The organism is Lebetimonas sp. JH292 (genome assembly GCF_000523275.1).
Taxonomy (GTDB): domain Bacteria; phylum Campylobacterota; class Campylobacteria; order Campylobacterales; family Nautiliaceae; genus Lebetimonas.
Genome location: NZ_ATHQ01000001.1, coordinates 1,231,227 through 1,244,440, shown reverse-complemented (window position 1 = coordinate 1,244,440; position 13,214 = coordinate 1,231,227). Strand labels below are relative to the sequence as shown.

General features: G+C 32.9%; 14 protein-coding genes and 1 tRNA gene. 4 read left to right on the top strand and 11 right to left on the bottom strand.

Annotated elements, in window-relative coordinates; genetic code table 11:
- The first annotated feature begins 18 nt into the window (after window positions 1-18).
- A tRNA-Arg gene (locus DZ64_RS0107780) sits at window positions 19-95 on the top strand.
- A gap of 72 nt (window positions 96-167) precedes the next feature.
- On the opposite strand, the gene DZ64_RS0107775 is transcribed toward DZ64_RS0107780, so the two are convergent.
- The 11 genes from DZ64_RS0107775 to DZ64_RS0107730 form a co-directional block, all read right to left on the bottom strand.
- Window positions 168-1,874 (bottom strand): FAD-dependent oxidoreductase, encoded by a 1,707-nt coding sequence (locus tag DZ64_RS0107775; protein ID WP_173391330.1) that lies wholly within the window; start codon window positions 1,872-1,874, stop codon window positions 168-170.
- A gap of 40 nt (window positions 1,875-1,914) precedes the next feature.
- Window positions 1,915-3,159, bottom strand: a complete 1,245-nt coding sequence (locus DZ64_RS0107770) for a TolC family protein (RefSeq protein ID WP_024790107.1) — start codon at window positions 3,157-3,159, stop codon at window positions 1,915-1,917.
- The gene (locus DZ64_RS10930; protein ID WP_035003202.1) at window positions 3,153-4,307 is read right to left on the bottom strand and encodes an aspartate aminotransferase family protein; all 1,155 of its coding nucleotides are present in this window, start codon (window positions 4,305-4,307) and stop codon (window positions 3,153-3,155) included. The genes DZ64_RS0107770 and DZ64_RS10930 overlap by 7 nt, the downstream gene beginning before the upstream one ends.
- A gap of 211 nt (window positions 4,308-4,518) precedes the next feature.
- Complete coding sequence (locus DZ64_RS0107760; protein WP_024790106.1) at window positions 4,519-5,007, bottom strand: hypothetical protein; 489 nt, start codon at window positions 5,005-5,007, stop codon at window positions 4,519-4,521.
- A gap of 265 nt (window positions 5,008-5,272) precedes the next feature.
- Entirely contained in the window at window positions 5,273-6,751 is a 1,479-nt protein-coding gene (gene priA, locus DZ64_RS10925; protein WP_236618742.1) for a primosomal protein N', read from the bottom strand.
- Between the two features lie 30 nt (window positions 6,752-6,781).
- Entirely contained in the window at window positions 6,782-7,045 is a 264-nt protein-coding gene (locus DZ64_RS13465) for a hypothetical protein (RefSeq protein WP_236618692.1), read from the bottom strand.
- Complete coding sequence (locus DZ64_RS13775) at window positions 7,035-7,163, bottom strand: hypothetical protein (protein WP_255327522.1); 129 nt, start codon at window positions 7,161-7,163, stop codon at window positions 7,035-7,037. The genes DZ64_RS13465 and DZ64_RS13775 overlap by 11 nt, the downstream gene beginning before the upstream one ends.
- Window positions 7,164-7,287: 124 nt before the next feature.
- Window positions 7,288-7,458, bottom strand: coding sequence for a type II secretion system protein (locus tag DZ64_RS12815; RefSeq protein ID WP_084029363.1), 171 nt, complete (start codon window positions 7,456-7,458; stop codon window positions 7,288-7,290).
- A 124-nt stretch (window positions 7,459-7,582) separates the two neighbouring features.
- The gene (locus DZ64_RS12810; protein ID WP_024790105.1) at window positions 7,583-7,897 is read right to left on the bottom strand and encodes a type II secretion system protein; all 315 of its coding nucleotides are present in this window, start codon (window positions 7,895-7,897) and stop codon (window positions 7,583-7,585) included.
- A 13-nt stretch (window positions 7,898-7,910) separates the two neighbouring features.
- Entirely contained in the window at window positions 7,911-8,111 is a 201-nt protein-coding gene (locus DZ64_RS0107735; RefSeq protein WP_024790104.1) for a hypothetical protein, read from the bottom strand.
- Window positions 8,108-8,329, bottom strand: coding sequence for a hypothetical protein (locus DZ64_RS0107730; protein WP_024790103.1), 222 nt, complete (start codon window positions 8,327-8,329; stop codon window positions 8,108-8,110). Before DZ64_RS0107730 ends, DZ64_RS0107735 begins: the two co-directional genes overlap by 4 nt.
- A gap of 49 nt (window positions 8,330-8,378) precedes the next feature.
- Between DZ64_RS0107730 and uvrB the strand changes: the two genes are divergently transcribed.
- From uvrB to DZ64_RS0107715, 3 genes are read left to right on the top strand one after another with little or no spacing between them, the layout of a single operon-like run.
- Window positions 8,379-10,406: an excinuclease ABC subunit UvrB gene (gene uvrB, locus DZ64_RS0107725; RefSeq protein ID WP_024790102.1), complete on the top strand. Its 2,028-nt coding sequence runs from the start codon at window positions 8,379-8,381 to the stop codon at window positions 10,404-10,406.
- 44 nt (window positions 10,407-10,450) lie between these two features.
- Entirely contained in the window at window positions 10,451-10,996 is a 546-nt protein-coding gene (locus DZ64_RS0107720; protein WP_024790101.1) for a gamma carbonic anhydrase family protein, read from the top strand.
- A 39-nt stretch (window positions 10,997-11,035) separates the two neighbouring features.
- Window positions 11,036-13,204: an endonuclease MutS2 gene (locus tag DZ64_RS0107715; RefSeq protein ID WP_024790100.1), complete on the top strand. Its 2,169-nt coding sequence runs from the start codon at window positions 11,036-11,038 to the stop codon at window positions 13,202-13,204.
- The last annotated feature ends 10 nt before the right edge of the window (window positions 13,205-13,214 follow it).

Below are 13,214 nucleotides of genomic sequence, written 5' to 3'. Positions count from 1 at the left end.
GGTATAATTACATTCCTTCTCCCGGTAGCTCAGTAGGATAGAGCGTCGGATTCCTAATCCGAAGGTCGTGGGTTCGAATCCCCCCCGGGAGACCAATTTAAGTTAACAAGTTCCAAATTGCCATGTTCTAAGTAATTACTTGTAACTTTGGAATTTAGAACTTACAACTAATATTTACGCTCAGCCGGTTCATATAAACTTATATCAACTTCACCTTTTTTATAATCAAAACTTCCGTCAGTATTTTTACTAACCATTGAATGGTATAAAAAGTTTTCATCGTCTCTTGTTGGATAATCATCCCTGTAAAAACTACCGCGTGATTCTTTTCTTTTAAGTGAAGCGTAGGCCAAAACATCGGCAATATCGAGTAAATTGAAAAATTCAAGTGTTGATTGCAAATCGAGATTAAACACTTTTGATTTATCTTCAACCCCTAGATTATTATTAGCTCTTTGCCTTAATTTTTTTAATTTATCATAACCTTCAAGCATTTCAGATTCATTTTTAAACACACCGAAATGTTTAAACATAATTTCGCCAAGTTCGCCTCTTAAATCTCCCAAAGTTTCTTTGCTTTCTTTATTCATAAGTTCGTTTATTTTTCTTTTTTCATCTTCTATCAAACTCTCACCGCCTTCTTCAAAATCCACCCCTTCAGCATATCTTACCGCCTCAAGTCCTGCAACATGGCCGAAAACCACTATATCAAGCAGGGAATTTCCCCCTAATCTGTTTGAGCCGTGAACACTGACACACTGAGCCTCTCCAGCTGCAAAAATCCCTTCAATCGGTGTTTCACATTTTACATTTGTATGAATACCTCCCATTGCGTAATGGGCTGTCGGTTTTATCGGAATAGGCTCTTTTATAGGGTCTATCCCTTCAAAATCGATTGCAAGTTCTCTTATTTGAGGAAGTCTTTCTTTTATTTTTTTTGCCCCCAAATGGGTCAAATCAAGATGGACATATTCCCTTCCCTCTTCGTCTTTAAATCCTCTGCCCTGTCTAATTTCCTGAACTATGCTTCTACTGACCAGATCCCTGGGTCCCAGTTCCATTTTTTCTGGGGCATATTTATTCATAAACCTTTCACCGAGGGAATTTTTCAGATGTCCTCCTTCTCCTCTTGCAGCTTCTGTAACCAAAATGGCAGATTTTCTAAGTCCTGTGGGGTGAAACTGCAAAAATTCCATATCTTTAAGAGGAAGCCCCGCTCTAAAAGCGGCGGCCGTACCGTCCCCCGTACAGCCGAGTGCGTTTGAGGTATATCCCCAGTAAATCCTGCTGTGACCGCCTGTTGCAAGAATAATGGCTTTTGTTTTAATAAATTTAATTTCTCCAGTTGCTATATTTATAGCGCTTATTCCCTGAACTCTCTTTCCGTTATGGGCTATATTTAATAAAAACCATTCATTTAAAAATTTAACATCATTTTTTATACACTGCTCAAATAATGTATGAAGCATTACATGACCCATTTTATCCGCACTGTAACATGTTCTGTCTTTACTTGCCCCTCCAAAAGGTCTTTGGGCTATTTTTCCGTTGTTAAGCCTGGAAAAAGGAACCCCCATATGCTCCATTTCCCGAATAATTCTCGGAGCTTCAAAACACATATATTTTACCGCCCTCTGGTCAGCTAAATAATCGCTACCTTTTATTGTATCGAATGTATGAAGCTTTTCATTGTCACTCGGGTCTACATTTGCAAGAGCCGCATTTATACCGCCCTGAGCCGCACCTGTGTGAGAACGGGTAGGATAAACTTTGCTCATTACCGCTACATTAAGCCCTTTTGCCTCTTTTGCGGCGCTCAAAGCAGCATAAAGCCCTGCCCCTCCGGCACCGATAATTAAAACATCTACTTTCATAATGCTCCTTTCAAATTTATTATTAAATTATAACTAAAAGTTATATTAATAAAAAGAGATTAATACTCCTATAATATTGAAAGTTACTAAAAGAAACAGAAAAATTAGAAATTGATAATTTATAAAAAAGTTCTAATAATATTTTTTGCTTTTGAAGATTTAGTATTTTTATGTTGAGTAAAGAGGTTTTTTGGGAATTTTCCATAATGTCCAAATCAAGCCCGGTTGCATCGCCTCCTTTTATAGCGTCTTTTGTTGAAGCTATAAGGGAATCATATATTTTTATATTTTCTTTATATATTTTGATTTTTTGGTCTATAATTTTTATCTCTTTCAACAAAACCGCATAATCTTTGCTTAATTCATTTTTTTTGTCGTTAAGCTCGATTCTTGATTTTAAATAATTTATTTTTGATTTTTGAATTTTATTTAATGCATTAAAATTAAACGGCCAATTCAGACTTATGCCGATATTATAATAATTATAAGTGCTTTCATCCAGAGTGGGCAGGTTTTCTTTATAAGAGTTTTTTACTATATTGTAATTTCCGTTTATATTCAAACTCAAAAGAGTGTTTCCGACATTCATTTTATACAAATCTTTTTGTATTTTTATATTATATCTCTCAGAACTTATTTCAAGATTTTTGTTTACATAATCATTTTTACAAATAAGTTTCAACTTTGGCAGATTTACTTTTGTAATATCAAGATTTGATATTTTTTCAAAATTTTTTTTAAGTTTAAAAAGCGCCAAATCAATATCTACCAAATTTAATTTTAAAGAATTAAGCTTTAAAACGGCATCGTTAAGAAGTGTGGAATCCCCCACCCCGTTTAAAAAAGCCTCTTTTTTTTTCTTTATGTCTATTTTTGTGTTTTTTATGTTAAGTTTTATAATATTTTTGTTTATCAAATTTATTTTATAATCAATTGCAAGCTCAAGCGCCTGTTTTACAAGTTCTCTTTTTTTAAGTTCAATATTAATTAAATTAAGATTTTTTAAATTTTTTGCATATTTTATGGAATAATAAATAGCCCCGCTTTTAAAAATAGGTTGATTAACGCTTATTGAAAAATTTTTACTAACACGCTTGGGATTTAAATTTGTTTTATTTATCGAATAGCTGAAATTGACAGGACTCATCCAGGATTTGCTTAAATCTTTTGAATTTTCGATAGAATAATTCTTTTCGTAATCAAACTCCCGGTTTTTTAAATTATTTAATAAATTATCATAAGAAAAAAGAGCAATAGGGGCTAAAAAAAGAAGTTTTTTCAGCATAAAGCGGCCTTTAATCTGTCAAAACCTTCGTCTGTTTCTTCCTTTGTAATGGTTAAAGGAGGCAAAAACCTAACAGAAACACTGCCCGCTTTTAAAACCAGAAGTTTTTTCTCAAAAGCTTTTTTTACCACCTCATCCCTTATTTCGGTGTTGTGGCATTTAAGTGCCCGCATAAGTCCGTATCCCGCCACATTATCAAATTTTTCGGGATATTCTTTTGCTATTTCAACCAGTTTGTCTTCAAAATAATTACACATTTCATCAAGTCTTCCGCTTTTTTTATATTCGTCCAAAATTTCAATCACCTCAATTCCGGCTCTTGTGGAAAGATAATTTCCCCCGAATGTGCTTCCGTGATCCCCCGGTTTTAACACATCCCTAAGCGTAGTGATAACAGCCCCTATCGGAACGCCTCCTCCAAGACCTTTCGCAAGGGTTATAATATCCGGTTTTATTCCGTAAAGTTCGCTTGCAAAAAATTCTCCCGTTCGATAAATTCCGGTCTGAACCTCATCCACAATTAACAAAACACCTTTATCTTTTAGCATTTTAGCCAAAGCTTTAATTTCGTTTTTATCAAAAGGATTGACCCCGCCTTCGCCCTGAATCAGTTCAATCATCACCCCAACCGTTTTATCGTCTATTTTATTTTCAATATCGGCTATATTTTTGGCATATGTAAATCCGTCAGGAAAAGGACCGAAATACTGGTGAAATTTAGGCTGTCCCGTTGCTTTGAGGGTGGAAATAGTCCTTCCGTGAAATGAATTTTCAAGTGTTATTATTTTATATTTTTTAATTTCTCCGTTTATTTCCCCGTATTTTCTTGCAATTTTAAGAGCTGTTTCATTTGCCTCCGCTCCGCTGTTGCAAAAAAAAACACCCGCATTTAAACCTGTTTTTTCAACAAGCATTTTTGCAAGAATTTCCTGAGGAGGTATTCTGTAAATATTTGAAATATGAATAATGTTTCTGGCCTGCTCACAGATTGCATTTACAAATCTTTCATTGCCGTGTCCCACGCTTACCACGCCTATACCAGCCGTGAAATCTATATATTCATTACTGTTTTTATCCCAAAGCGTAGCATTTTTCCCTTTTACAAATTCTACATCAAATCTGTTGTATGTATTTAAAAGATAATTCATTTTTTTTCCTTTCTATTAATGTTATATAAGCACTGACTAAATAAAGCGAAACAATTGCAAATTTTAGCGAAATAAAGACGTTAAAAAAAGTGCACTTAACCCGTAGGGCAGCGTAGATGCTTTTTAGTCTTTATGAAGCGTTAAAAAATTTGCACTTTGCCCAGCGTATTTAGTCAGTGCTAATATTTTAGGCTTTTTGTAAATAAAATAATCATATTCCGTAAAATTCTATATCAATCAATGGTGATTTTGAAAAAATTCCTATTTCTTTATCAAGCATTTTAACAAAACTCATCATATTTTCCATCTCTTCTTCTTCTGTTTCGCCTATAATAAAAGAAATTTTTTGGGCATTGTCTATTAAATACAAAAGCCCTGCTATCTCTTCAAGGGTTGTTGTGTGTTTTTGAATATTTTGTTTTACCCTTACCGATTTTAAGACTATTTCAACAAAATCTTCAAAATCGGCATCATCTTTTAATTTTTCATCATATATTTCAAATACATAGGCTAATCTGGCGAGCAAAAGAGGCAGTTTTTCACTTCTTTTTGGTATATCCACTCTTGAAAATTTGTCGCTTCCGCCTATAACCGCATAATTTTTAATTAATTTACTTGGTTTTTCACCCCAAAAAATCACTAAATCGCTTTTTTTCAAAAATTCTTCATCTTTGTTTGTATAATAATTTTGTAAATCCATCTGATACCTTTTTAGACAATTAATTTTACAAAATTATAACGCAAAAAATTAGAACTGAATAAATAACGAAAAAGTAAAAATATTACAGTGTTGCGAAATTTAGCAAAAATTTTATTTTTAAAAAATTGCACCTAATCCTTAGGCGTGCGAAGCTGTTTGCAATTTTTAGCAAAATTTGAGTGATGCTGTAGCAAAATGAAGCACTGAGCTGTAATATTTTTACTTTGTAGTTTTTTTATTATTTGCATATAAATAACGAAAAAATTTAAATAAAACTTACGGGGTCCATATCAACTTTTGCTTTTGCCAAATCAATACAGGGATAAATAATTTTATGAAGATTTTTACCTTTAAAAAGGGCAAAATAGCGGTATCTGTTTTTAAGCTTGAAAATCGGAGCTTCTCCAAAACCAATTAATTCCTCTTTATTTCCTATACATTTAATAAATTCTTTTAAATTTTTTTGTGCAACCTCTTTTTTCTTATCAGTAAATTCTACTTTTGCAAGTCTTGAAAAAGGGGGATACCCCAAATCTTTTCTGTATTCTATTTCCTCAGCAAAAAAATCTTCATAACTTTTATTAAAAAATTCTTTATTTTGGGTAATGACAATAACCTCTCCGTCTTCTTTTCTACCAGCTCTACCTTCAACCTGTCCGGCTAAGGAAAAAGCCCTCTCCCTCGCCCTGAAATCAGGCGTATTCAAAATAAAATCTATATCCGTTACTATACTCAAAGCAACATCCGGATAATCGTGCCCCTTACTTAGCATCTGAGTTCCAACCAGTATATCAATTTCACGGTTTTCAAATCTTTTTAACAGCTTGTCTATCCTGCTTTTGGAAGTTATTATGTCCCTGTCAAACTTTTCTATTTTAGCTTCAGGGAAAATTTGTTTTAATTCTTCTACAATCTCACTTGTTCCTTTTCTTTCATTTATAAATTCGTCTCCCCCGCACTTTGGGCATGTTTTTGGAATAGGGGAGATATATCCGCAGTAATGACATACAAGAGCCCTTTTATCTTTGTGAATACTCATGGCAATATCACAGTTTTTGCATTTTACGGCTTCGCCGCAGTTTTTACAAATCATAAATTTAAAATTAGCCCTCGTTGGGACAAAAATAATAATTTGTTTATTTTGATTTAATTTTTCAGATATTTTTTTTATGGTAAATTTATCAAAACTTTCCCTGAAATAACGTGTTTTACGGCTACCATAAAAAGTGCCTTTAAGTCTAAAATAAGGAAATTTGTATAAGTCGCTTACAAGCGGTGTTGCACTTCCCAAAACCACTTTTACCCCAAAAAATTTATTAAAAGCAACCGCCAAATCTTTTGCATTATATTTTGGAGTTTGTTCGGATTTATAACTATCATCATGCGCTTCGTCCACAATTATAAGCCCCAGGTTTTCAAAAGGCAGAAACAAAGCGCTTCTTGCGCCTACGATTACTTTTATATTATCCAGACTGTTTAGAATTTGCTGTTTTTTATTTTTAGTAATCTTACTGTGCCAGATTGCAAGTGTTTCGCCAAAATATTTTTTAAGCCTTTTTTCCATCTGGGAGGTAATTGCAATTTCCGGAAGTAAAAAAAGAGCTTTTTTACCCTGATTTATGGTTTCTTCAATAAGTTTAATATAAATTTCTGTTTTTCCGCTTCCGGTATCTCCAAAAAGAACAGAAACATTTTCTTTTTTTAAAAATTCAAGCGCTTCTTTCTGTTTTTCACTGAGTTTAATATCTACTTTTCACTTTTCACTTTACATTTTTCACTTTCCCGCCGCCTCTCCGACTCCGCAAAAATAATATTTACTTATAAATTCAATAATTTTCTGATATTTTTCATTAAAATAAAATTTTTTATCAATTATTTCTTTACATTCATAATCCGGTTTGCTTACTGTTTTTAAAACATACCCGTAAGTTATTCTGTTTTTGAGGGGAATTTCGACAATATCGCCTTTTTTATAAATTTTATCGGATTTGTAAGTAAAAATATTCGGGGTGTTAAGAATTGCTATTTCATAAAACATCATCTAAACAGATTACAGTTAAAATTCCGTTATCCGTATTTTTATCATAATAAAAATAAATCGTTTTACCCTGATATGTGACATTATAATCAGTTCCGTTCCCGTCCCATTTCAGCATATTGTCTGTTTTGGAAACAGGATAAGCAAAGATAGTTTCAAAAAAAGTAAGAAGAAATTGCGGCTCTTATTGTAGAAACTGGAGTGTTTTTTTGTATTAAATAAAGTTTGGTGACTGGTTCGCATTACCACAATTGTATATTTAACTTTCTATTTAATGTTCCTACAAACGTTTTTAAATTAGCTTCATGGGCCTGTTGTGCAACACCAAGAAATTTTGGAATTGCAACCGCTGCTAAAATACCTAAAATAACAATAACGAAAATAAGCTCAATCATAGTAAACGCTTTTTTCATTTTGACTCCTTAATTTTGTTTTAAAAATTATATCTCTACTGACTAAAGTTTTATTATCCTCAACTCTGATTAATCTAAAATATGGAGCACTTTTTGCGGTTCCGTCTTTACATTCAATTTTGTATCATTTTTGAGTTACACTTTCATTTGATTTAGCAATTACGTGATATTCGGTTGTTGAATTACAATCTTTCAGATCAATATCGCTGCCGTTAATTTCAGGAGGCAAAGTTATCCTATCTTTTATTGAATAAATATAGCTTATATCCCCGTGATGACCTTCACTTATACTTTTTGCCCACAAATCTTCACCAGTAGTTCTGTTTAATGTCCTTACAAACGAAATCAAATTTGCTTCATGAGCCTGTTGTCCGATTGTTGGAATTGCAACCGCTGCTAAAATACCTAAAATTACTAAAATAAAAATCATTTCAAGCATAGTGAAGGCTGTTTTATTCACCCTCTCTCCCAAATTTTTCAATTTTTTTTAGTATTTCATACTCTTTTTTGTTTTTCTCCAGTATCAACAACAGAAGCTCTTTTGGAGTTGGGTTTTGAAGTTTGATTAAATCTTCTTTTACATATTCAAAAAATTCATTCTCCAGATTTATTTCAAATTTTTCCCGCAGCACTTTTAAAGAAATTTTTTTCATTTAGCGAGTATTGCTTCAATTTTTCCGACAACTTCTTCAAGTTCAAGCTCTTTTAAAGCCATATTCTCCCTGCATTCAAGAAGCTCACTTTCAGTTTTTGTTAATTTTTCTTTTATATTATCAAGCTCTAATTTTAAATTTTCATTTTCTTTTGTAAGCTCTTCATATTTTTGCAAAAGTCCGTCAATTTTTTCGTTTAATTTTGTAAGTAAGTCCATAATATCCCTTTAATGTTGGTTTGGTATAATTATAATAAAAAGGAGAGATTTGTTCAAATTAAATTCAAAATTTGCTCCAACCGGCGACCAGCCAAAAGCAATAGGAAAAATAACCGGATGCATTAAAAAAGGAAGCAGGTACAACACATTAATAGGTGTAACTGGAAGCGGCAAAACATTCACAATGGCAAATATAATTAAAAATCTGCAAATTCCCACTTTAATACTTACACACAATAAAACACTCGCAGCCCAGCTGTACAGTGAATTTAAAGATTTTTTCCCGCAAAACCATGTGGAATATTTTATAAGCTATTATGATTATTACCAGCCGGAGGCATATCTGCCAAGACAGGATTTGTATATAGAAAAAGACAGCTCCATCAATGCCGAGCTTGAAAGGCTCAGGGTTTCAGCCACGGCAAGCTTATTGGAATATGATGATGTTATAGTGGTGGCAAGCGTATCCGCACTTTACGGCCTCGGTAACCCGATAGAATACAAAAAAATGGTAGCGAAAATCGCCGTTGGAGATGAAATAAACCAAAGAGACTTTATGCTTAGACTCCTTTCCATGGGATATACAAGAAACGACAAATATTTTGAAAGGGGAAATTTCAGGGTAAACGGGGAAGTTATCGATATTTTCCCTACATATTTTGAAGATGATGTTATAAGAATTGAATTTTTCGGAGATGAGATTGATAGAATTTATACAATAGATTATCTTACAAATGAAAAACTCGAAAACTTAAAAGAAATAACCGTTTATGCGGCCAACCAGTTTATCGTTGGGGCTAACAGGCTGGCCGAGGCTGTAAATTCCATTGAAAAAGAACTGCAGGAGAGACTAAAATTTTATGAAGAAAACGAAAGAATAATAGAATATCAAAGACTAAAACAAAGATGCGAATTTGACCTTGAAATGCTTGAAACTACGGGCACATGCAAGGGAATAGAAAATTATTCAAGGCATCTTACAGGTAAAAAACCGGGAGAAACGCCTTATTCGCTTTTGGATTATTTTGAAATAAAAGGTAAACCTTATTTGGTAATAGTGGATGAAAGCCATGTAAGCCTGCCTCAATTCAGGGGAATGTACAACGGGGACAGGGCAAGAAAGGAGGTATTGGTAGAACACGGCTTCAGACTTCCAAGCGCATTAGACAACAGACCTTATAAATTCGATGAATTTATAAATAAAGCGCCCCATTATCTTTTTGTTTCGGCTACCCCCAATGAATACGAATTAAATCTTTCAACCTGCGTTGCCGAACAGATAATAAGACCTACAGGTCTTTTGGACCCGGTAATTGAGCTGTATCCAAGCAACAATCAGGTGGCAACACTGCATGATAAAATAAAAGAAGCCACAGCAAAAAATGAAAGGGTTTTGGTTACAACTCTTACTAAAAAAATGGCGGAAGAGCTGCAGAAGTATTATCTGGAACTCGGAATAAAAGTAAAATATATGCATAGCGACATTGATGTGGTTGAAAGAAATGAGATAATTAGGGGACTTAGAAGCGGGGAATTTGATGTTTTAATAGGGATAAACCTGCTAAGAGAAGGGCTTGATTTGCCGGAAGTTGGCACAGTTGCAATACTTGATGCAGATAAAGAAGGTTTTTTAAGAAGTGAAACAAGCCTGATTCAGACAATGGGAAGGGCTGCAAGAAATGTAAACGGAAGAGTAATTATGTTTGCAAATAAAATTACTGAACCTATTATTTTAGATGATAATTTAGAAAAACTTGAAAAATTAAAAGACAAAATTACAAAATCTATGTACAATGCAATAAAAATAACGCTAAAAAGAAGAATCAAACAAAAAGAATATAATAAAATACATAAAATTACACCAAAAAGCACAATAAGAAAACTTGATGTAAGCTTAAAAGAGGAAGGCTACGAGGCAATAGCGAAAGAGCTTAAAAACAAAAATAAAATTCCGCCCCGTGAGAAAAAATCTATCATAGCCAAACTGAAAAAAGAGATGATTGAGGCGGCAAAACAGTTGGAATTCGAAAAAGCTGCAATGATTAGGGATAAAATAGAAGAAATTAAAAAAAGCTGATTTTAAAATAAATCTGATAATAAAACATTTAAAAAATAGAGACAATGATTTTAAGATATAAAGATTCTTTTCCAAAAATTGCCGATAGTGCATGGATAGCCCCAGGTGCGGATATAATCGGTGATGTGGAAATAGGAGATGATTCAAGCGTATGGTTTGGATGTGTAATTAGAGGCGATGTTCATTATATAAAAATAGGGAAAAGGGTCTCCATTCAGGATTTGTCAATGATACATGTTACACATTTTGAAAAAGAGAAAAAAATTGGTGACGGATTTCCTACAATAATCGGGGATGATGTAACAATAGCGCATAAAGTAATGCTGCACGGCTGTAAAATTGGGAATGCGTGTCTTATCGGAATGAGTGCCACAATACTTGACGGTGCTGAAATCGGGGATGAATCGATAGTTGGAGCCGGTGCGCTGGTCACAGGAGGCAAAAAATTCCCGCCAAGAAGTCTAATTCTCGGAAGTCCCGCCAAAGTTGCAAGAAGCTTGACAGACGGGGAAGTTGAAAAAATTTATCAAAATGCAAAAAATTATGTAAATTATAAAAATGAATATATAAATTTTATTAAAGAATATTAGCAATAACTAAATGGAAATAGAAGAAAGGATGAAATCTAAATGGTAAAAAAGCTCGATTTAAGTGATTATATAAACAGACTCTATTCACTTTTTGCAAGGGAAAAAGATTTTAAACTAAACGGCGATATTAATGTATTTTATAAATATCTTAAAAAACTCGAAAACAAAGATTTCAAAAGCCCGCCTGAGGTTAAAAATCTGGATAAAGAGCTGATTCATTTAAAAAAATACGGTGATTTAAGCCATTCTCAAATTTTTGAATTTGTAAAAATTATCAATTATTTTGACTATTTAAAATCAAGAAATTGGGAAGATTTAGCTGAGTGGTTCGATAAAATTGAAATTCCCTCTGAAATAAAAAAACTGACACTGCATTATAATAAAAAAGGCGAAGTATTCGGATTTATAGAACTTGACGAAATAAATGAAAAAATAAAAGAAGTAAAAACCCTGATACGTCAGGAACTTTACAAATATATAAATTCAAAAAAACTTGAGCCTTTTTTGGTAGATAAACAGATACATCTGCAAGGAGATGAAGAAACACTTCTTCTAAGAGGCGGCTTTAACAAAATAATCGATGCGGAAATCCTCGGCAGAAGCCAAAGCGGATTTTTTTACATTTTTCCAAGAAGTATAGGGAAACTTAAAAAAAGAATAGATGATTTATTGTCTTTAAAAGAAGAATTTTTAGAAAAAAAATCAAGGGAATTTAGCAGTATTTTTAGAAAATGGGTCAAATTTCTAAATTTTATTAATTCTGAGTTTGACAAATTCGACCATTTGCAGGCAAGAATATTTTTGGCAAAAAATGAATATCAGGATTTTATACTGCCTAAAAAAAGCAAAAAATTTTGTTTAAGGGATTTTTGCCATCCGGCTTTAAGCGGTTGCAAACCTGTAAACGTGCAATGGGATAAGCAGGTGTTGATTATCACCGGGGTTAACGCCGGCGGTAAAACAATGCTTCTAAAATCAATCCTCAGCTCCGCTTTTATGGCAAAACACCTTCTTCCGATGAAAACAAGGGAAACTTCAATTATTCCCGCATTTAAAGAGATAAAATCAATTATACAAGACCCCCAAAATGTAAAAAACGATATTTCTACGTTTGCGGGAAGAATAAAAGAATTTAAAGAAGTTTTTGGAAAAGAAGATTATTTAATAGGGGTGGATGAAATTGAACTAGGGACAGATGCCAACGAAGCAGCAACACTGTTTAAAGTAATTATTGAAGAAATTATGAAAAAAAACAGGATTGTAATTACTACACATCATAAAAGACTTGCCTCTTTACTTGCAAAACACGAAGATGTGGAATTATTAGCCGCTGTTTATGATGAAAAACAGCAAAAGCCCACATATGAATTTATAAAAGGAACTATCGGGAGAAGCTTTGCGTTTGAAACGGCAAAAAGATATGGAATTCCTTTAAATATAATAAATAAAGCCAAACAGGAATATTCCGAAGATTTGGAAAAACTTGACATATTGATAGAAAAGGCCGCAAATGCCCAATATGAATACAATAAAAAACTGAACGAATTAAATCAGGAACTTAAAAACACAAAAGAATTAAAAGAATCCCTTCTTTTGCAAAAAAAAGAATTTAACGAATCGTTAACAAAAGAAAAAAACAAACTTCTAAAAGAATTCAACAACGCAATAAAAGCGGCGAAAGAAGTCATAAAGGCAAAATCTACAGGCGATGCCCACAGAAAATTAAACGAGGCAAATCAAATATATAAAAAAATAAAAATCAAAAAAGAAGAAATTAATAAAGAATTTAAAGTGGGGGACAAGGTAAAATTCAAAAGTTCAGTGGGTGAAATATTGGAAATTAAAGGCAAAAACGCACTTGTAAATATTGAAGGCAAAAAACTTCTGATTCCAAAAAATCAGCTGGAATATTATAAAGCACCTATAAAAAAAGAAAAAATTAAAATTTCAAAACCAAAAGCTGTTAAGGCCGATATAAAACTTGATTTACACGGCTTGAGAATGGAAGAAGCAATTGAAAAAACAGAAGAATTTTTAAACAATGCCGCGCTTGCGGGACTTGAAGAAGTATGGATTTATCACGGTATGGGAAAAGGAATATTGGCAAAAGGAATAACCGAACTTCTTAAAAATCATCCTTTAGTAAAAAGTTTTACAGACGCACCCCCACATATGGGAGGATACGGAGCAAAAATAGTTAAATTATAAATTGAGTTTA